Genomic DNA, 19,210 nt, shown 5'->3' on the forward strand with positions numbered 1-19,210 from the left:
ATTATTTATTGTTTATTTATTCCGGTTTTTCATAGATAAGATTTACTATTCCGGTGTCGAATTCTTCCGCTGTAATCAGTTTCCATTTGGATTCTTCGGGGTTTATCGGAAATAGTGGAATACCTTCGCCGATTAATTTCGGAATGATTGTTATGATCATGCGGTCCAAAAGATCATTGTTGATGAAAGACCTGATAAGTTGTCCGCCTCCAACTAACCAAATGTCTTTTTTGGCTTTCGCTTTCAGATCAAGTACAAAATTTTTTAAATCTTCAGTTAAAAGATACGTGTCCGGACTTTTGATTTCAAAGTTTTTATCAGATGATACAACAAATGTTTTGAATCCGGTGTAAAGCCAGTCTCCTTCAAATCCAATGACTACATCATACGTTTTTCTTCCCATGATTATGGTATCAATACCTGCTAAAAGTTCAGTATACCCATAGTCACCATTAGCCGGTTTGGGAGTCGAGGTTAGCCAGTCTAAATTGTTGTCCAGTCTTGCAATATAGCCATCTAAACTTGTGGCGATGTATAAAATTACTTTACCCATTTCTTTGTATTTCATTTATTTAGAAGTGGATAAATCTTTGACACATCTAAAACCGAGATGTGACTGACCCGAGTCAAAGGCTGTAGACATACGCGCATCGGGTTTATAATTACTGCAATACATTTCGCTGCAAAGGAACGAACCTCCTTTTGTAACCCTTCTTGGAGTGTAAGGATCATTCGGATCGCTGGATTTTGACGGTCCGCTGGGATTGTGACAAACTCCTCCAGCGGCAGAATTACTATTGACTTTATGTACGTCCGGAGTGTACCAGTCACTTGTCCATTCCCATACATTCCCGATCATGTCATACAATCCGAATTCGTTAGGTGGATAGCTTTTTATGGGTGCTGTATTTTCAAAGCCATCAAGTTTTGTGTTTTTATTTGGGAAGGTCCCCTGAAAATAGTTAGCAAGGTATTTTCCCTCGGGCGTAAGTTGGTCTCCCCAGGCATATTTTCGGTTGGCTTTTCCACCGCGACAGGCATATTCCCACTCGGCTTCCGTTGGGAGTCTTTTACCGGACCATTTCGCATACGCTTCTGCATCTTCGTAGGCAATTTGTACGACAGGATGTTTTTCCAATCCTTTAATTGAACTGCCCGGTCCGTTGGGATGCTGCCAGTCGGCGCCGGTTGTCCATGTCCACCACTGACTGATATCATGCAGGTTTTCAATATTTTTAGAAGGAAAGAAAACTAATGATCCGGGTAATAACATTTGATCGTCGGGCTTCGGAGTATCAGGCGGTAACTGTTTTTTCAGTTCTTCCCAGTTTATGGGTCTTTCAGCTACGGTTTTATACCCGGTTGCTGTTACAAATTGGTGAAACTGCTCGTTAGTGACTTCAGATTCATCCATATAAAAGCCGTCGATATACACGCCATAAGCGGCGTGCTCCTGAGGACTATTTCCGCCCATTTTAAACGTGCCTGATGGTACAAACACCATATCTTTAGGTATTTTATTTTTTGCGTCAATTTCGGTTGTTGTTCCATTATTTTCAAAATTCTTTGAATTACTGGCTTGCTCTTTTTGAGATGACGTCTGATGGCATCCCGCAAGAAGCAGTACAGATATGGCTATAAAGGTGAAATTTTTTATCATGATTATTTTTTTGGATAAATTATGTTCCAGTCTTTTTTCATGTCAATTAGAAGCCAGCCATTTTTGGGTGCATCATCTAGTCCTTTTTTCAGACGACCTATCGAAGACTCCTTATCATAAGCATACTCTCTGTCACCATCCGTATGATGTACGATACCTGCAAAACGTGGATAACCAGTTGAAGTAGTTGTCCATTGCAGCATCTGATAATCACCATCCGAATTTCCAAATGCCATCACCGGTCTTTTTCCGATATATTGATGAATGGCCGCCGGTTTACCTTCTTTGTCATCAATGAAATTCACTTCAGCAAGTTTTGTAAGTGCCGGTTTTCCGTCGGATTTAATTTCATATTTCAATTTTCCCGAACTGCCGATGATCTGATTGCTCGGGATTTTGTAGACTTCAGTGGCCCATACGCGCATAAAATCGACACCACCGCCGGAAACGATATAGGTTTGATAGTTGTTTTGTTGGAGATATTGAATCAGTTCCAGCATTGGCTGATAGACCATTTCTTTGTATGGTTTTCCGCTTTTCGGATGTTTGGCTGATTCAATCCAGTGTTTTACATCGGAATTGAATTCTTCCGTAGACATGCCGGAATGTGTTGCCATAATAATTTTCATAAGTGACGCTTCTCCACCGGAAAACACTTGTTTGATTTTCCCTTCCAGTACTGACTTGAACGGCTCTTGAGTTTTCCATTCGGGATGTTCGGGCGCTTTAGCTTTAATCTGATCAAGTGCGAACATCATTTGAAAATACATAGGCTGTTCTCCCCATAAAGTTCCGTCATTGTCGAAGCAGGCAATTCTGTCGGAAATAGGGATAAAGTCAGGACTTCCTTCTTTTGTGGTTCTTTTGACAAAATTTATAATGGCTTGTTTTGTTGGTCCATCATTCCATGATGGAAGCGAGGACGTATTACTTATCTGAGTTATTTCTTGTGAGTCCGTTTGTTTTACCCACGCGACAAGCAACAGTGCTACTAAGCATAAGAAAGTTTGTATTTTCATATTGTATTACTTTTTATTTTCATTTCGGAAATACAAGTGTTAGTACTGCTCTTATTCCCATTGCCGGTTTTGATTGCTCAGGCGCAGCAAGAGGAATTCGCGGACCTATTCCCATACTGAAGGTTTGTTTGTCAAATTTACTTATTGCCGTCGCAATTGGGTTTAATATGATTGTAGTGGTATTTGCTTCCCAATTAAATGTCATTTCCGCATTACCTCCCAAACCGGCTCCGCTCTTAAAGTTGTAGGCAAAAAATGGTTGTACAAAAAGCTGGTTCAGATCCGGGCGGTCAGCATCGCCGGCAACAGAAAAGAGTTGATTGGCAAGCGCTCCCACAGTCCATCCGTGTGATTGTTTAACCAACAAGGCTGTAGGACCGATTCCAAATTTTTTGGTACCAAGAAAATCAATTGTGGCAATAGGGACAAGGAAGGCAGGCCCTACGCCCCAGATAATTTTTGAATGTGTAGGTGTCACCCACGCACTCACGGTCGCATCGCTTAACCCGGTCTCATCGGTTCCGTGACCAGTAATATCATGCTGGGTAACCAGTGGTATGATATAACGAGTAATGAGATTCCATTTTGGAGTAATGGAAATGGGGATCACCGGTTGAATGTTTAGCGTGCTCTTTGACCCGTTTTCTTTACCAATGCCCCAATCAATATTTTCCTGGAATGGAACACTGATCATGTTGGCAACGGGATTAGAGAGCTTGTCAGCAAGTTCCTGTGCGCTGTGCTTTTCCTGAACCGTAGTTGTGGCAGACTCCTGTGCTAACAAATTTATTGAAACCACGAACAACATTCCTGATATGGCAATTCGCATAGTTCTTTTCATAAGAGTACTTTTTAGATGGATCTATTTCATAGCTAATTTGTTATTGGCTAATGAGTTAGCTTTTGTTTTTCTCTTTATAATACCTTTTCACTTCTTCTTTCACTTCTCTCTTTTTTGTTGTGTATGTTTGGAATTGTTCAGACGTCAAAATCTTTTTCAATTCCTCATCTTTTGCCGTTTCATTGCTTTTAATTTTTTTCATTTTATCCTTTTTCGGTCCGGGAATGCTTTTCAGTTCTTCATTCATACGGGCATACTTTAAATTAATCTCCTGTACTTGTGGAACTTGATCGGCTGTAAGCTTAAGGTTGTCTTTCATCCATGTTGTAATCTTTTCAGCACGCTGTTCAGGAGTAGATTGTGCTTTAACATTCACTGCTGTCAGTAACATAACTGACAGCAGCGCAATGATGATTTTTTTCATAATGATCTATTTTTAAAAATGATATTCAATCTATTTTTTCTTCTTTTTTGCATCAGCTGGCTGTGCCTTTTTATCCTGTCTTAACATGGGGAAACTCAATTCAAGTGCCTGCTTGGCTTTAATTACTTTTAACTCATCTTCAATAATATTTGCAGGATTAAAGCTTGGTGGAAAAGAGCGTGGAGGGAATTCCTTAAAGGATGCAGCAAAATCGCTTACGTATCCCATGCCCAGGTACATTTGTGGAGCATGGTCAAGAGTCCAGTCCCAATAGGTGTTGGATGTAAAATCAGCCCGTTCAAAAGGATCCTGCATCAGATTTGTGAATTTCACCAGTCGCAATTTTGTGAAGGGTTCGCCCCATACACCTAAGGTACCAGCCAAACGTTGTTCGGCAAAAGTCATCTTCCATTCGCCTACACGCATGGCCACCAGTTCTCCGTCATCATCGTTATAGAAAAAGACATTGCGTGCGCTCTTCACGCCATTATTCTTACCTACCGTTCCGTTCACAGTTGTGAGAAACTTCGACTGGTCGAAACCATCAAGGTGAACTTTATAGTTCTTACCATTTGCTTTATAACCTTTCAGGCATTTACCAATAATGTCCGGTTCCCCGGCAATAGCACATAGTGTGGGTATCCAGTCGTTATGACTCATTATCTCATTGGTTACAGTGCCGGGAGCAATATGACCGGGCCAGCGTACCAGGCAGGGTACGCGAAATGCACCTTCCCAGTTTGTGTTTTTTTCACTGCGGAACCATGTCATTGCTCCATCAGGCCATGTGTTCATGTGGGGACCATTGTCTGTGGAATAGACAACAATGGTATTGTTGGCAATACCCAGGTCATCCAATGCTTTAAGCAATGTACCCACAGTTATATCATGTTCAATCATACCATCAAGATATTCGCTGTCACCATAAGGGTATTTTCCGCGATGTTCAGTTCTTACATGCGTACGCAAATGCATGCGTGTTCCGTTCCACCAACAGAAGAATGGCTTGCCTGCAGCAGTCATACGTTTGATAAAATCTATGGCAGCAGCCGATGTTTCATCATCAATGGTCTCCATGCGTTTTTTGGTAAGTGCTCCGGTATCTTCTATGGTTTGCTTTCCTACCTTGCCCCAGCGCGGATCGTCTGCGGAATCATCAGTGTTGGTTGCCTTGCATTTTAAAACACCACGCGGCCCCCATTTTTCCCTAAACGCAGGGTCTTTTGGATAGTCAGGCAATTCAGGTTCTTCCTCAGCATTGAGGTGGTAGAGATTGCCGAAGAATTCATCAAATCCATTTACTGTAGGCAGGTTTTCATTACGGTCACCAACATGGTTTTTTCCAAATTGCCCGGTTGCATACCCGAGATTTTTAAGCATTCCGCCGATGGATGGATCTAACTGATTCATGCCCATGGGGGCGCCAGGATAACCTACTTTGGTAAGCCCTGTCCGGATACCATGCTGCCCTGTGATAAAGGCTGCCCTTCCGGCCGTACAACTTTGCTCGCCATAGTATTGAAGGAAACGCATGCCCTCATCAGCAATGCGGTCAATATTGGGTGTTGTGTATCCCATTAGCCCATCACTGTATGCGCTGATGTTGGTGGTTCCGATATCATCTCCCCAGATGACCAGGATATTTGGTTTTTTATCTTGCGCTTGGATCACGCAATAAGCGAAGAAACTCATACATAAGGTAACATAAATTTTGGCAACATTTTTCATAAGACTTTATTTTAGTTGATACTATAAACATTGAATCCGGTGAAGTTTGCATCCAAAAACAACTGCATTATCGATTCTTAACCAGTTCGTTTCGAAAAGTGAAACAGAAGAATCCGGATGCATGGTATTTTGCATGTATTGCTTATAAATGTACGATTTTGTTTATGTGTTGACTTTATTTAAAAGATTAAGTTCTTAAAAATCAGTTGATTGGTATTTTTTGTAGGAAATAAAATATGCTTATAAGGGAAAGGAATGTTTGGGTAACAGTTGTGACGATTATTTGAAGCAGTTCTTTCAAATGGATGTAAGGAGTGGTTTGTGTGGATAAATTTGGAGTTGAAACGAAAAGAGTATAAAATAAGTTTTTGTCATTTTAAGACTCCTCTTTTGTCGGTTGATAGTAAAGAATGATCGCACCACCGTTCAAAGTTTTTGTCTTTAAGAGTTTAAGAATAATTCTGTCGTTTATGTTTTTAAATAAAGGTAAACCGCTTCCAAGTAGTACAGGATGAACACAAATCTGATATTCGTCTATTAAGTTCAGATTTGTCAGTTCGACAATCAGACTCGGACTTCCGGCAAAAATGTCTTTACCCGATTGTTTTTTGAGTTCGGAAACTTCATCTTTGAGGTCCTTTGTTGCCAACTTTGTACTTTTCCAGTCGACATTTTTCAAGGTGTGGGAAAAAACAATTTTCGGCGTTCTGTCCATTACAATGGCAAAATCGTCCATTGATTTATTTCCGGTGGGATTTTCCAGTACAGACCGCCAATATTCCATAAGTTGATAGGTTATCCTGCCATATAGAAGCGTGCCTGCAGTGTTTAATAAGTCGGCGTAATGCTGATGGATTTCCTCATCCGCATCTATTGCGGTGTGGTCGCAAAACCCGTCAAGTGTCATGTTGATTGCTGCAATTAACTTTCTCATTCGATTATTATTAATTATCCCTATAAATTTACCGAAAATATTCAATAGATAATTTAAAAAACAGGAGAGAAGTTACAGAACCTTTTCTGATATCACATTATTATTGACTTCTATAGTCACTACATATTTTGTGAATGATCAGGCATAGTGAAACGATTAATTCAGGATTTTTTTCATCGAAGTCCAGGATCTGAAAATCGTCTTTTGTTGCAAATGGTATTTCTTCACATTTTTGCCAAAATGCTATTTTGATCCCATTTTTAAGAATGAAGTATCTATCTGAATCGCCTATCACTAATTCATATTTATCGTGAAGATAAACGCCTTCATAGTTCTGTGTCCAAACAGCAGTCCTCTTGAATTCCAGGAGTAAATTTTCCTCATTAAGTAATCTGATATTGAATTTATCCTTGAACAAGGAAACTTCATGGACTATAATTGATCTGACAAATCCACTGTCATTATGAATTAATTTTAAACGGTGGTCTGAAAATAGGGATTCCGATTTTACAGTGAATAATGCTGTACCATTTACATATATCAATCTCTTTCTGCCTGAAAAAAAAGATGTTGGCTTTATTTCTAAATAAATGTTTTTTTGTTGGCAATTAGAATTCATCATGCTTTTGTAAATCCGTTCTTCAATTTTTCAGCCAGTAACAGGGTTTTTCCGGCAATCAGCATGAAAATATGTATCAGCATAGAGAAAAATAAATATCCCGTGAATTCAATTTGCCGTAAAAGTTTGTATTTAATTTTCGGATGTATTTCCAGAACATTCTTTTTTACTTCCGATAAATTCAAATTGTCAATTTCAGCATTCTTCATGGAATCGGACAGGTAATACAGGTTTTTACTGCGGCAACCACGATAGAACGCGTTTATTACCCGTTTCGGACTCAAAATAAATCCGGTCGAAAGAGCAAAAAGATTCATGATGGAAATTATTGGTTTGCGGCAACTTCTTGAACCCAATTCCCACGCGCTGATCTCACTTTCGCCAATTCTGTCGATTCCGTATTCTGTTATGATGTGATGGAGATCGTGAAATTTTAAGTATTTCTTTCTGGCCTTGATGTTTGGTACGGGAGCTAAAATGCAACCTATGTAAACTCTGACGCAATGCGATGAAAAATCTTCAGACAAATTAAGTTGGTTAAACTTGTAAAAACCGATTAAGGCTTCGTTGATGGTCAGTGGAAATACATTGTCAGTCGCGCTCATTTGCCGGTACTACTTTTTGTTTAAACATCCGCTTTATGAAGTAGCGGATTACTTATTCAAATATACTGAAAAGGAATAGTTTAGATTTTAAAAAATAGCAGATGTGTTTCTGCTAGTTTTTTGGTTTATCATTGGCAATCCTTTTCCATGCTTCCATCGTCATGATGAATAAATCCTCCTTTTTACAATCCCATATGGAAACATACTTTTTAGACATAACATAGTTTTGTTCCCATTCCGTAAATTTCTGATACAGCATTGTTGTACAGATATCTGTTGCGGTCATGATTTCTGAATATTCAGGTAAATGGCTGTGGAATGCCGAGCGGGCTTTGTTATTTTCGTCGCCATCATTATTTTCAAAAGGCATAACAATCATTCCTTTATGAAGGCGTTTGCTTTTCTCTAAATTATTTTTTCTGTCAAAGGTCAATAAATAGTCGTTACCGAAAATCACAACACCATTCTTTTGTGGCGCGGTTATAACGTATACTTTCTTTTCTCCGTTAGAAATCAAGGGGATTAGATTGAGGCTGGTGTTTTCATATTGTTTAAAAATAGTATCTGAATTTATTGTCGATAGCGCTTTTTTTCGGATGATATACAAATCAGATTCATCAGTTGAAAAAGCTCTTTTCGATAGGTCAATGTTAGCGGTTTTTACATTGTAGGTTTTGTCGAAAGTTATGGTTCCGATAACTTTTGGATCTTCCCCTTTGGAAAAGAAAATACATTTCGAATTATCATTTTCCGAATAAGAAAAATAACCTCCGATCGAGTCTCTGTATTTGTAATTTTCTACAAAGAGGTCAGTTCCGTACCATGACGCCATTTCGGATTCATATAGTTTTTTCCCTTCCGCAACGGCTTCATTCTTAAGTTTTTCAATTTTACTTTGTGAAAAAGAGAGTGAGGTCCAGAAGCTAAATAAAGCAATGTAAATTGTTTTTCCCATTGTTGATTTTTTAATGTGGTTTTATATTTTGCTATTGGCTTTATGGACGATACTAAACTCTGATGCAATTAACTTCTGCAATCAATTCGTTGATCATGTGGGTTCCACTATCTAGTTCCCTGGCCTTTATAAATAGTACCAGGGCTTGATCAAATTCACCTCTTTCAAAATGATAGATGCCCAGATTTCTGTAGGCATAGGAATTGTTTTTGTCTAATTCCATTGACTTTTCAATGTCCCGTAAGCCTTCATCGGGTTTACCGATCTTTATCTTAGATAAGCCTCTGTTACTGTAAGCATATGCAAAAGATTGATTGATTTCAATTGCTTTATCAAATAAAGGAATTGCTTCGCTGAACTTTGTAAGCAGGTTAAAAGTGTAGCCTTTATTGTTTAATGTAAACTCGTTATCAGGGTTTAACAGAAGCGATTTTTCATAGAAGGCCAGAGCATCCTCCTGGAAATCTAATGCGCTGTAAATAAGTCCGATGTTACAGAAATCATCCGAATTTGATTCGTATTTTTCAAGAAAAACATCGGCTGTTTTTTTTGCTTTTTCGTAATTTTTCAGTGTAATGTTAGCCGAAATATTTAGCCGATAGATATTTTCATGCTCTATTTTTAAATCGATGAAAGCGTCCAACAGTTGTACGGATTGCAGGTAGTTTTTATTGTTGAAAAAATTAACCGCTTTTTCATATTTTTTTGGGAAAGATCTGTATTTCAGCAATGTCGCGATCTTATGACCGTCGTTGTAGGTTTCTTCCCCATTGTAGAGTTCAATAGGATCTGAACTTGGGATCAGATTAATAAAGACATCTACAATCGCTAATCCTAAAAATACCAGAGCAAAAAGAACAAAAGTATCATTCATTTCAAAATCGAAAGCACAGTAGCATAGGATAATTGAAAAGAATAATGAAGAAAGAGGACCACTTAAGGTACAAATGAGTTTTTTGTTTATTGAAATCCCTTCCCCGAAATACACGCATAATCCGTTTCTCAACGCAAGCGATTCATAACTTAGCCAGATGTCGAATAATCCAATTTGCCAATTAAGACTTTTATCCGGATCTCCGTAAGAACCAATGTAAACCGAAACTTTTTTCTTCGTCAGTAAAGCGGCTGGTACTGCATGTCCAAATTCATGAAGAATTACAATCAGTCCTCTAATTATAAAACTGAACAAAAAGAGTGTTAGCACGAACGGGAATTTCATTTCAGGCTATAAGTTTTGTGTAATTTTGCGGATATATAAGTAATCAAAACCAGTGATTAAAGACTGGTCTATGCCAGCGCAAAGGCCAGTCTTTAAAAACTGTTTTTAGTAATTCCAGTTATAGTTTTTTGACCAGCTGTAGAACTTCTGGATTTTTTCAGCATTCTCCTGATGGTACTTCAGGACATCTGGTTTTTCTGATGAAAGAAAGATAATATAAGCAAACGGCTCAATCATATTTTTGCTTTCCATTTCAATAAAATAAGGAGCCATGAATTCCCAGTAGAAACCTTTCTGGTCTTTTTTCATTTCTTTCAATGAATGACACATACTTTCAAATTTCATTATGAATTTTTGACATTGTGTCTTATCCTTGTTTTTGTCATCATAATCTAATGCGGCTGCCATTGACAAAATCATATCGGTAGAAGCAAAATTATTCTCCTTCGTTTTTTTTGTATTTACATCGTCAAGTAACTCAGAATTTATAGAAAGTGATATCGAATTATCGTCTTTCTTTGAAACTCCCTGTCCCATAAGTTTTAAAATCATATCCAGATTTCCTTTTGCTCGTGGGGTTTTATTATCCAGAACAAGGTAACGAGTGCCTGATAAAATCGCCGGAATTCTGTTATCCTGACTTAAAACCGCCAATGCATTGAACGAACCGGTGTGGTCAGGGTTTAACTTTACGGAATTCTGAAATGAAAGTAACGCCTTTTCAATTTGGTTGGCATTGGCAAGCGTAATTCCTTTATTAAAATGCAATTCATAAGACGAAGGATATTTTTTCAGGCCTTCATCATAAATTTTTAATGCTTTATCGGCTTCATGTAATTGATCTAAAGAATTTCCATAAGACACATAAGCATTCTTAAGATTATCATCCGGATGCGATTTTATCGCCTGTTTACTTACCAGAATAGCTTCATTAAATCTTTCAGCTGTATTCAACGTCAGTGCTTTTTCCGTAAGCGCATATAAATTGTCTTTGTCCAGTTTAAGCGCTTCGTCATACTTTGCTAAAGCATCATCGTATTTTCCCTGATCATGAAGATAAACACCCTGATCCACTTTGATTTCGGCTTCCGTTTTATTTTGGGCGATGCTTACAATTGGGAACAGTAGCACTAAGTAAAATTTTTTCATTTTTTGAAGATTGTTTCTTGTTGTTTGGTTTTTAGTTTCAGTTCATCGGTTTCGAAATGCTGAATATTTTTTTTGCCGATTTTTACAAATATAACAAAAAGTTAGGGACGAAAATTTAAAAAAATAGTGACGAAATGCACTGATCTTGGGCATTGCCAAAACCTTTACTGAATTATTTTTTGGAATTCTTTGTCTGATAAATAACCGTTAAAATAAAATTCTGTTACGTTTTTAACCGGATCATGCTTCAGAATTATTTTTTCACCATGTAAAAAATGGAAATAGGCAGAATAAATTATAAGTCTTTTTTGTTCTTCCTTTAACACATGATAGGTCTTTTCGTTGTAATCGTATTTTTCCGAAAAATAGTCTGTCTCGACAATTTTAACTTCGCATGGTTTGAAAGTGCACATCGCGGATTCAGATGCGAATATCCTTTTCTTTTTCCCAGCATAAATCGTATCCTGGATGTGTTCGGAAAGCATTATTCCTAACTGTTTTCGGTCCTTATTTTGAAATTCGATTGTGCCGCGTCTGGGATTTTTATCAGCGGTCAGCGTAAACGCAGCACAGCAACAACCCTGCACAATCCTATACGATTCGTTTTGTCTGAATTTTGTAAAAAACCTGATGGTATCCGAGTTGATTATCGCGGTGCATTTATCAAATCCTTTGGTATTTATTTTAACCAATAATACAGTGTCTTTTTCGCCGAATGTTTGTCCGTTAAAGTTGAATTTTATAAAGTTGACTGTGTCTTTAATGTGCGGGTAGACTGTCGAGGCCTGAATAGTCGCCGTTTGGCCCAAAAGGGTCACAGAACAGAGCAGAAAAAAAAGGACAGCTATTTTTTTCATTTACTTTTTCAGGTCACTGATGTTTTGTCTGGCATTTTCCTGTTCTTGACTATTGCCGTATTTTAATATCAATTCAAAATATTTAAGTGCGTTTGCAGTATCGTCCTTTCTTTTATAAACCTGGCCAATATTATTAAGCACAATGCAGTCCTGCGGATTTATTTGTTCGGCAGTTTTTAAATAGGTAAGTGCTTTATCAAATTCTCCGTTCATCATGTGCACGATTGCCGTGGTTGATAATATTTCTACTTTCTTCGGATAATATTTCAGCGTTGTTTCACCGATTTGTAGCATATTAGTCAATAAGCTCTCATTTTCCGTTTCATAGAGTTGGTATAAATACGACTGAATCGCACCAATCATAAAATCTTCTGCCTGTTCCTTTTTTGCGTTTTCGGTCCAGAGCCAGTTGTTTTTGTTTACGACAGAGTATTCAACTGTTTTAATTATTTCTTTCGTGAAATTTTCATAATCGCCAATTTGTCCGAGCGCATAGCATTTTCCGAATCGTATATCCAGTCGGTTCGGGAATTTTTGAATACCGAGATTGATGTATTTGAAAGCTTTGCTTACCTTGTCAGGATTGTAACCCGAATTTGAAGCTAAATAGCCGGCAATATTTCCTTTATCGTCCTTTAATTGAAAACCATCGGTTTTTGGTTTTTCAGTTTGCAGAGAAAGTACTTCCTGTTTGCTGTAAAAGAAGTAAAAGTTGAACGCACAGGTATAAAATTCAGGATCGTTGGCATTCGTTTTTTCCCAATTTGTCAGCAAGGTTTTTATCTGAACCGTATCTTTTTCTTTGAATAAGGTTTTGAATTTTTCAAAGTTGGTCTGGCCAAAAAAAGTAGTGGAAGAACATATAAATAGTAAAAGGGCTATTGTTTTTTGCATTGTTTTGTTTTTAGAATATCAACGTTGAGCAGGCCTTATTTATTTCTTGGGTTGACAAATATACCGAAAAGGCAGAAAGAAAAAAGTTGATGAATGAAAGGAAGTTCTCATTCGTATTACTCAACAATTTCTTCTCTTTTTTCTATTTTAAGGACTTTACAGGTGGATTGTTTTTGGTTTAAGTAGACTTCAACGGTAATATTGGCAGATCCTTCCTGATATTCACGATAAATTTCAAGGGTAAGAACGTTTTCTTTTAAATCATAATTTTTGATCTCGTCCATCCAGCCGTCATGAGCATCAAGAGTCAAATAATTTTCAGTATAATTTTCGTCTTTCGGAATTACCGGTAAATACTCATATTTTTTGTACAAACCATTATAAAACAGCACGGGATTCTGATTTTGGCCACAAAATGATAAACCGTCAAGTTCTTCATCGTAAACCCCGATATTGAAGTTTTTGGTAGGGATTATTTCAAATTGGACGTTGTTGATAGTAAAAGTTTTATCCCTTTTCTTGTTTTCTTTTTCAAACAGAAATTGGCCGTAAACCCAGCCTGAAATCTTTTTCCCTTTTACTTTTACAAAATTGTGCAAATTGCATCTTTCATCTGAATTTGTGAAGTCAAACTTCTTTTTTGAGATGCTGTCAATCTTAACGATTTCACCGAAAATTCCGCTGGTTCCATTTATGACATTTTTTTCAGCATCGTATATTTTAATACTATTTGTCAGTAAGATGGCGTCATTTTGATATTTGAGCGTTTCGAATTTTTCTTTTGGAACTACCTTCTGAGCTACTTCGACTGTCTGCCCCAATTTAGCTTCGGACGTATTTTTGTTGCAGTTTGTTAATGTGATCAATAACAACATTAAACAGGTTGTTTTTCTCATGTCTTTTATTTTATCTTCAATCTTTAATAGTAAAAATCATTTTCGTTTGGGTTTCCGTTAAAATCCTTCAAAATGGCTTTTCCCAAAATAGTATTCAAAGGATTGCGAAATAATTATAAAGAAGAATCCCATAAATAGAATTCCCGTAAAAATTAGGTCATAAATTTTGGATAAAAACTTCATTGGTTTACTAATAATTAACATCCAACACTGGTGTGAGCGCCGATAGGTTTCACTATTTCTCCATTGTCTACGGGTTTTGATAAATAAATGGTCGGTCTCGTTACATTGTAATGGTTTGACGTGTTGATTATCAAATCTAGAATACCGTCCCCGTCAAGATCGCCCGCAAAAATCAATTCTGTCATCTGATCGTCAAAATAGGGTTGCGCCACAAGAAGGCTTTTGCGTTCCTGTCCGTCGATTGTAGCCGACAGATAAAGTTTGTAATTCCAGACCTCAAACCACTCCGATTCGGCATCGGTTTTCTTTTTACCTCCGGTTGCAAACAGTTTATACTCAACACCTGAATATTGAAATTTAAGGGTTTCATCCGGGTAAATTATGTTTTTTGATAAAGTGATGCTCTTAATTTTTCTTTCTGCCAAATAGGGAAGAGCTTCGATCAGAATTAAACAGGAATCTTTAACTTCCGTTTGTATTTCCCAACCCGTTTTTTCGTTTTCATTTTCGTCAACAACAGCATCATTGACATTTTCCGCCGTTATCTTGGTCTGCTTTAGATAATAACCGTCTGCATCGTTAAATAATCCCAACCAATTCAAATGGCTGGCATCGGCATCAACTTCATCATTATGGAAAATACCAACGGTCAGCACTTTTGCTGAAAAACTGTTTTCCGTTGGTAACACATTTTCGTCGTAAACGATCGAATCATTTTTTGGAAGCTGTTCACCTTTCAAACTTGCAACAACTGCCGTTTGTTTTTTTGTTTTGGTATGCCTGTCCGAATTATTACATGCGACTAATCCAAGAACAGAAAATAGTATTAAGAGTATATTTTGTTTAGTCATGTTATAGTAAATTAAGGTAATTAAGCCCAAATCCGATTGCAAAGGAAATCAAATTGCACAGAAAGGAAACCAGCAACATCTTTTTGTACTCCATTTTTAGTAAGTGATATAAAATGAAAGATTCGATAAAAATTACCGAAAGTTCACTGGCAAGGATGTACGGAATTGCTGTTTTGATAAATACCGGCAGCACAAACCATACGTAAGGTAGTGTAGAAAATGACATTAAAATGCCGGCAAAAAGCAATAGTTTACTTCTGATTTTGAAGTGCTTGTATTTTGTTTTAAACAAGATGAATAGTACTGTCAACTCAATAAAAATGGTCACTAATAAGGATTCCAGAAAATTAAGTATTTCTGTGTCCGGATAGATTTCCACGAGGGAATCCTGGTTTAATCTCTTGTTTGGGACGCTTTCGTTTCCGCTGACATAATTGAAAGTTTTTATGGAATTTGGTTGTCCGTTATTGTACCGGAACAATTCTTTGTATTTATACAACACAAATATTTTATCGTTGATGCCCGCGATTTTGTAAAATTCCTCAATTTCGTTTATTGGATCGGAATTGTCTAAATAGCCGTCACTGCAGTAAAGCTGTAAGTTCGCTTTTACGATGTTTTTGTCATTTAACCAATCCAAAGAGTCCAAATCTTTACCTGCCAGATACTTTTTTTTAACGGCCAAAACAGTAAGTTTATTGAATTTGTAACCAATTTGTATGCAGTAGTTTGGCTTGATTAGTTTGTAGTCCACTCTTTCACCGGTGGGGCTTTCTATATAGGCTACGATGTAAAAATCAGGAAATTCATTTGTATTGATGATCTTCACACACTTTTTTACGAAATGTGAGTTGTCAGGAATTATATCACAATAGGCGGCCTGGCTTATAAGTAGGATCAGAAAAAGTATTTTTTTCATTTTGTCAGATTCTTGATTGCTGATGAATTTATTAGGTAACGTTTATTGTGTTTTCGTATTATCATCACTGAGAAAGTTTATTAAATCTAAAAAGCATTAAAAAACCGTATTGTTTAGAATAAATACCATTAAGATCAATAAACTGAACACAATTGCCAGATTTATAATAGCAAGCGATTTCTTTTGTTGTTGGAATAAAGAAATACATTCCACCGAAAAATACAGTAGTAAAAGTACGCCCATTACAGAACCCAGTAAAATTGATAAGACTGCTGCTCCGAACGCCGATGAAGGTTTATCCCACATCAGGAAAAAAACTAAGGTCGGTATCAGAAGTACAATAAAAATGGCACCCAGCCGAAATAAAATGTGCTTTATCATAATGTGATTCCTTAGGGTTATCTCAGTTTTAATTTCGATAACCAAGGCGTGAAAAGCAATGAAATAAGACCTGCTGAAATTCCTGTTACAATAACATGACCATATAATTTATAATTGAGGCCGCTCAGTAATCGGATTGTTATTATCGCCAGCATTATAAAAATAAAAAGACTCCAGTATTTTAAATCCGGTTTTTCGTTTATTTTATTATCGGCCGGCAGACTGAATAATGCAAAAACGATCGCAAGACCTCCGATTAAAGAACTTGAATGTTGTAGTACCTTAAATAGTGGAATCTGTCCTCCGAAAATAGTAACCATATTTTTCAAAACCGGTAAAGTTGCAACGAAATAACCATGTTCGTGGGTAAAAGCATCCCAAAACAAATGGGAAGCAGCACCAATAAAAATTGAAACATATACCGCAATCCAATTTTTTTTAAAATGGCTGTTCCAGTCAAATGATTTGAAAGCTGCAATTCTGGATTTTAAAATCATCGGCAGATTGTCAAAAAGACCATTGCGGACATAATTATGAAACAGAAACGCAAGTAAAATTCCCAAGGGAAAATCGAACCAGAAAAGGCCGGGCAAAGTATGACTGTAATTACTTTGAACTTTCATTCTTAAGAAATATTCGAAATCAGGTGTTAAACTGCCGATAATAAGTCCCGTAATTGAAAACCATCTTTTTGGTAGGTACGTCAGCGGTAAAATGATGGCGGGATGAGAAAATGTAAATGGCATTTTTGTGTTTTTCGGGTTCTGTTTTAACTTTTATAAAGCAGTTTTATTATAGGTTTCGATATTTTTATTCTGAAGTATGGTTCTCAAAACACTGTACAAAACGCCGGTGTTCCAATCCTCTTTATAACTGTAACCTCTGTTAATTTTTGATGGGTTTTCCGCAGAATAGATAGAAAAATAGGTTCTGTAATTTTTGGTTCTGATGTTTTTCCAGGGGATGGTTGTTCTTTTCAGACTAACAATTCCGGTAATATTTAAAACGATATTGTCTTTTGTAAATAAAACGTCGCCGATCGAAAACTCTTCATTGTTCTCAAACATCTTTAAGTACTCATCAACCTTTGCTGAAAAGAAATAAGTCCACAAATCATCCAGGATTTCCAGGTAAAGTTGGTGATGTTCCGTTGTCTTTCTGCCAAAATACGACTTGAAACGGATTTTAATAATATTGTTTTCATTGTTTCTGACAAAAATCTGATATTCCCTGCCGTATGTTAATCTGAAACTTATCCAATGAATCCCGAACCGATACGCCGTAATATTCTCTTTTTCAAACAGCGTGTATAAGTCATTCGCCAGGTCTTTATCTTCAAACTTTATAAAATTTTCATTGAAGATCAGCTTTCGCGGGCTGTTGTCTCTGAAACTTCGTCTGATAACAAGTTCTTTTTCTTCCATTTTTCCTACAGTATGCATAAGGTAATCCTTAACTTTCAACAGTTTGGTCTATCTGGGATTTTTGTATCGATGCTTACAAATATACCGAAAAGGATGAAAGAAAAAACTTTATTGCAAGCAGGTTTTTTTAAGTCACGGATTATCCTTTGCCGACAAATTTAGTTTGCAGATAGAACTCGGACAGTAGTATCAGTACAACCAACAACCCCATGATCCGGAACAATTTATTTAGTTTGACGCAGTCTTTTTCGACAAGATATTTTATCTGGAAAATTATTAGTCCGGTAAAGATCAAAGTTGCTGTTATTTCGTATATGCTATATTGTAATTTGGTCAGATCATAGTAGGTGTACATTCCGCCCCAAAGTCCGCTTCTGTTTGTTACCGTTGAGTAGGAAATCCAGCCATACGATAAGGCGCAAAGCGAAAAAAAAGGAATGGTAACGAACGGAATTAAAATATGATAGAATTTAAAATTATCTTTTTTTTCGATTTCTGTTTTCATGTTCTATTTGCCGGGAGTTTTGGCTTACAATGTTTTTTATTTTCTCTTAAGTACTATCCTGTTGAATTTCCTGTTAGTTGGTTGTAATAATGTGTCGGAAAGTATCAAATAGTGTTTGGTAAAATTATGATCGGTTTTTTCTTCAATGTCTTCGGCATCGAGAATTAGCGAGTTTTCTTCAAAATGATAGTTTCCCACGGTTGTACATCTAAAGTCAGCATAAGATTTTGTAGCCTCAAATGAATTGTTTTCGTAGAGGATGATCCAGACTCTCGAATTTTTATTTTCTACAACACCTTCATATTTTATTTTTCGCCAGTATTTATTCTCATTAGCTGCGATCAGAAACCAATTTGACAGAATAAAAAGTATAAGAATATAAAGGGGGATAAAATCGAACTTCTCTTTCTTTTTAAAGTATTTGTAGAGATCCCTGACTAAGATGACTTTAAAACAAACAATAAAAATTAGGGATAAAAAGAAGAACAGAAGAGGTTCGACCATCCCTTCACAGAAATCTCCGAAATGAATATTAGTGCTCCAACTTAAAAGGAGAAGCGCTGCTAAAATTCCATATTTTAATTGTTTGCGTGGGGTCATAATTATTCCTCTGCATTGTAATTCTCAAACAGGGTTTTGTTCCATACATCCTCATTGAATTTTTGGTATTCTCTTTTGTTTACATCAGAAACATGGAACGATTCTCCGGCGTCTCTATGCAGAATGTATTTTTGTAACTTCTTGTCATATTTAAAAGTAATAATCCTTGTCCACCTCCAGTTACTTCCTCCATAATGTTCAATCGAGAAATAGTTTTTCTTTACGCTAATACCTGCATATGGGTCACCGAATATTCCACCACAGTCATAACAAAGAACTATATCATCATTTTTGGAAACCATTTTTAAAGTGCCGTTATTATTGCCTTCAATTATTAAAAGTGGTCTTTTCATTTCAGATTCTAATTTTTCTTTGTCATTTTTTAAAATCACGATATAATCTCTGAAACCATCCTGATTCAAGTCGCATTTCGCCGAATCTAAAATTTTATAGCCTACTGGAATGAAAGATTTCAAGTTCTTTTGCTGCGCAAAGGACGTTTGCGAAATGTTTAAAACAAATAGTAGCGCAATAAGTGATTTCATTT

At 36.7% G+C, this 19,210-nt stretch carries 22 protein-coding genes; all 22 read right to left on the reverse strand.

Translation table 11 applies throughout. The features are described 5' to 3' along the window. Positions 1-16: 16 nt before the first annotated feature. The gene (locus AC3E9U_RS13320; protein ID WP_488747409.1) at positions 17-568 is read right to left on the reverse strand and encodes a dihydrofolate reductase family protein; all 552 of its coding nucleotides are present in this window, start codon (positions 566-568) and stop codon (positions 17-19) included. Next, the gene (locus AC3E9U_RS13325) at positions 569-1,660 is read right to left on the reverse strand and encodes a formylglycine-generating enzyme family protein (protein ID WP_488747410.1); all 1,092 of its coding nucleotides are present in this window, start codon (positions 1,658-1,660) and stop codon (positions 569-571) included. It abuts the gene before it with no gap. 2 nt (positions 1,661-1,662) lie between these two features. Continuing rightward, the gene (locus AC3E9U_RS13330; RefSeq protein WP_488747411.1) at positions 1,663-2,679 is read right to left on the reverse strand and encodes an HAD family hydrolase; all 1,017 of its coding nucleotides are present in this window, start codon (positions 2,677-2,679) and stop codon (positions 1,663-1,665) included. Positions 2,680-2,698: 19 nt separating this feature from the next. Then, positions 2,699-3,520, reverse strand: a complete 822-nt coding sequence (locus AC3E9U_RS13335; RefSeq protein ID WP_488747412.1) for a hypothetical protein — start codon at positions 3,518-3,520, stop codon at positions 2,699-2,701. Positions 3,521-3,575: 55 nt separating this feature from the next. After that, complete coding sequence (locus AC3E9U_RS13340; protein WP_488747413.1) at positions 3,576-3,944, reverse strand: DUF4890 domain-containing protein; 369 nt, start codon at positions 3,942-3,944, stop codon at positions 3,576-3,578. 30 nt (positions 3,945-3,974) lie between these two features. Next, entirely contained in the window at positions 3,975-5,672 is a 1,698-nt protein-coding gene (locus AC3E9U_RS13345; RefSeq protein WP_488747414.1) for an arylsulfatase, read from the reverse strand. 376 nt (positions 5,673-6,048) lie between these two features. Continuing rightward, complete coding sequence (locus AC3E9U_RS13350; protein ID WP_488747415.1) at positions 6,049-6,606, reverse strand: dihydrofolate reductase family protein; 558 nt, start codon at positions 6,604-6,606, stop codon at positions 6,049-6,051. Positions 6,607-6,706: 100 nt separating this feature from the next. Beyond that, a complete protein-coding gene (locus AC3E9U_RS13355; protein ID WP_488747416.1) occupies positions 6,707-7,228 on the reverse strand; it encodes a hypothetical protein in 522 nt (173 codons plus the stop codon). Then, positions 7,225-7,830, reverse strand: a complete 606-nt coding sequence (locus AC3E9U_RS13360; protein WP_488747417.1) for a hypothetical protein — start codon at positions 7,828-7,830, stop codon at positions 7,225-7,227. The genes AC3E9U_RS13355 and AC3E9U_RS13360 overlap by 4 nt, the downstream gene beginning before the upstream one ends. 112 nt (positions 7,831-7,942) lie before the next feature. Further along, on the reverse strand, positions 7,943-8,785 hold the full coding sequence (locus AC3E9U_RS13365; protein WP_488747418.1) for a hypothetical protein: 843 nt from the start codon (positions 8,783-8,785) through the stop codon (positions 7,943-7,945). A 52-nt stretch (positions 8,786-8,837) separates the two neighbouring features. Further along, entirely contained in the window at positions 8,838-10,004 is a 1,167-nt protein-coding gene (locus AC3E9U_RS13370) for a tetratricopeptide repeat protein (protein WP_488747419.1), read from the reverse strand. Between the two features lie 105 nt (positions 10,005-10,109). Beyond that, positions 10,110-11,153: a tetratricopeptide repeat protein gene (locus AC3E9U_RS13375; RefSeq protein WP_488747420.1), complete on the reverse strand. Its 1,044-nt coding sequence runs from the start codon at positions 11,151-11,153 to the stop codon at positions 10,110-10,112. Positions 11,154-11,317: 164 nt separating this feature from the next. Next, positions 11,318-12,010: a hypothetical protein gene (locus AC3E9U_RS13380; protein ID WP_488747421.1), complete on the reverse strand. Its 693-nt coding sequence runs from the start codon at positions 12,008-12,010 to the stop codon at positions 11,318-11,320. Continuing rightward, positions 12,011-12,904: a tetratricopeptide repeat protein gene (locus AC3E9U_RS13385; protein ID WP_488747422.1), complete on the reverse strand. Its 894-nt coding sequence runs from the start codon at positions 12,902-12,904 to the stop codon at positions 12,011-12,013. Between the two features lie 116 nt (positions 12,905-13,020). Next, complete coding sequence (locus AC3E9U_RS13390; RefSeq protein WP_488747423.1) at positions 13,021-13,800, reverse strand: hypothetical protein; 780 nt, start codon at positions 13,798-13,800, stop codon at positions 13,021-13,023. 197 nt (positions 13,801-13,997) lie between these two features. Next, positions 13,998-14,834 (reverse strand): hypothetical protein, encoded by an 837-nt coding sequence (locus AC3E9U_RS13395; RefSeq protein WP_488747424.1) that lies wholly within the window; start codon positions 14,832-14,834, stop codon positions 13,998-14,000. Between the two features lies 1 nt (position 14,835). Beyond that, complete coding sequence (locus AC3E9U_RS13400; RefSeq protein ID WP_488747425.1) at positions 14,836-15,753, reverse strand: hypothetical protein; 918 nt, start codon at positions 15,751-15,753, stop codon at positions 14,836-14,838. A gap of 398 nt (positions 15,754-16,151) precedes the next feature. Next, positions 16,152-16,880 (reverse strand): DUF4184 family protein, encoded by a 729-nt coding sequence (locus AC3E9U_RS13405; RefSeq protein ID WP_488747426.1) that lies wholly within the window; start codon positions 16,878-16,880, stop codon positions 16,152-16,154. Between the two features lie 30 nt (positions 16,881-16,910). Then, the gene (locus tag AC3E9U_RS13410; protein WP_488747427.1) at positions 16,911-17,576 is read right to left on the reverse strand and encodes a hypothetical protein; all 666 of its coding nucleotides are present in this window, start codon (positions 17,574-17,576) and stop codon (positions 16,911-16,913) included. A 121-nt stretch (positions 17,577-17,697) separates the two neighbouring features. Beyond that, positions 17,698-18,063: a hypothetical protein gene (locus AC3E9U_RS13415; protein WP_488747428.1), complete on the reverse strand. Its 366-nt coding sequence runs from the start codon at positions 18,061-18,063 to the stop codon at positions 17,698-17,700. A gap of 36 nt (positions 18,064-18,099) precedes the next feature. Beyond that, a complete protein-coding gene (locus tag AC3E9U_RS13420) occupies positions 18,100-18,663 on the reverse strand; it encodes a hypothetical protein (RefSeq protein WP_488747429.1) in 564 nt (187 codons plus the stop codon). 2 nt (positions 18,664-18,665) lie between these two features. Then, positions 18,666-19,208 (reverse strand): hypothetical protein, encoded by a 543-nt coding sequence (locus tag AC3E9U_RS13425; protein WP_488747430.1) that lies wholly within the window; start codon positions 19,206-19,208, stop codon positions 18,666-18,668. Positions 19,209-19,210 lie beyond the last annotated feature (2 nt).

The organism is Flavobacterium sp. 21.1, assembly GCF_057801535.1.

Excerpts from the sequence above, each read along its gene's own strand:
- AC3E9U_RS13345 (WP_488747414.1), bottom strand. The coding sequence starts at position 5,672 with ATGAAAAATGTTGCCAAAATTTATGTTACCTTATGTATGAGTTTCTTC.
- AC3E9U_RS13415 (WP_488747428.1), bottom strand. The coding sequence starts at position 18,063 with ATGAAAACAGAAATCGAAAAAAAAGATAATTTTAAATTCTATCATATT.
- AC3E9U_RS13330 (WP_488747411.1), bottom strand. The coding sequence starts at position 2,679 with ATGAAAATACAAACTTTCTTATGCTTAGTAGCACTGTTGCTTGTCGCG.
- AC3E9U_RS13370 (WP_488747419.1), bottom strand. The coding sequence starts at position 10,004 with ATGAAATTCCCGTTCGTGCTAACACTCTTTTTGTTCAGTTTTATAATT.
- AC3E9U_RS13320 (WP_488747409.1), bottom strand. The coding sequence starts at position 568 with ATGAAATACAAAGAAATGGGTAAAGTAATTTTATACATCGCCACAAGT.
- AC3E9U_RS13420 (WP_488747429.1), bottom strand. The coding sequence starts at position 18,663 with ATGACCCCACGCAAACAATTAAAATATGGAATTTTAGCAGCGCTTCTC.
- AC3E9U_RS13410 (WP_488747427.1), bottom strand. The coding sequence starts at position 17,576 with ATGCATACTGTAGGAAAAATGGAAGAAAAAGAACTTGTTATCAGACGA.
- AC3E9U_RS13375 (WP_488747420.1), bottom strand. The coding sequence starts at position 11,153 with ATGAAAAAATTTTACTTAGTGCTACTGTTCCCAATTGTAAGCATCGCC.
- AC3E9U_RS13380 (WP_488747421.1), bottom strand. The coding sequence starts at position 12,010 with ATGAAAAAAATAGCTGTCCTTTTTTTTCTGCTCTGTTCTGTGACCCTT.
- AC3E9U_RS13340 (WP_488747413.1), bottom strand. The coding sequence starts at position 3,944 with ATGAAAAAAATCATCATTGCGCTGCTGTCAGTTATGTTACTGACAGCA.
- AC3E9U_RS13425 (WP_488747430.1), bottom strand. The coding sequence starts at position 19,208 with ATGAAATCACTTATTGCGCTACTATTTGTTTTAAACATTTCGCAAACG.
- AC3E9U_RS13350 (WP_488747415.1), bottom strand. The coding sequence starts at position 6,606 with ATGAGAAAGTTAATTGCAGCAATCAACATGACACTTGACGGGTTTTGC.
- AC3E9U_RS13335 (WP_488747412.1), bottom strand. The coding sequence starts at position 3,520 with ATGAAAAGAACTATGCGAATTGCCATATCAGGAATGTTGTTCGTGGTT.
- AC3E9U_RS13385 (WP_488747422.1), bottom strand. The coding sequence starts at position 12,904 with ATGCAAAAAACAATAGCCCTTTTACTATTTATATGTTCTTCCACTACT.
- AC3E9U_RS13360 (WP_488747417.1), bottom strand. The coding sequence starts at position 7,830 with ATGAGCGCGACTGACAATGTATTTCCACTGACCATCAACGAAGCCTTA.
- AC3E9U_RS13400 (WP_488747425.1), bottom strand. The coding sequence starts at position 15,753 with ATGAAAAAAATACTTTTTCTGATCCTACTTATAAGCCAGGCCGCCTAT.
- AC3E9U_RS13355 (WP_488747416.1), bottom strand. The coding sequence starts at position 7,228 with ATGATGAATTCTAATTGCCAACAAAAAAACATTTATTTAGAAATAAAG.
- AC3E9U_RS13405 (WP_488747426.1), bottom strand. The coding sequence starts at position 16,880 with ATGCCATTTACATTTTCTCATCCCGCCATCATTTTACCGCTGACGTAC.
- AC3E9U_RS13390 (WP_488747423.1), bottom strand. The coding sequence starts at position 13,800 with ATGAGAAAAACAACCTGTTTAATGTTGTTATTGATCACATTAACAAAC.
- AC3E9U_RS13395 (WP_488747424.1), bottom strand. The coding sequence starts at position 14,834 with ATGACTAAACAAAATATACTCTTAATACTATTTTCTGTTCTTGGATTA.
- AC3E9U_RS13325 (WP_488747410.1), bottom strand. The coding sequence starts at position 1,660 with ATGATAAAAAATTTCACCTTTATAGCCATATCTGTACTGCTTCTTGCG.
- AC3E9U_RS13365 (WP_488747418.1), bottom strand. The coding sequence starts at position 8,785 with ATGGGAAAAACAATTTACATTGCTTTATTTAGCTTCTGGACCTCACTC.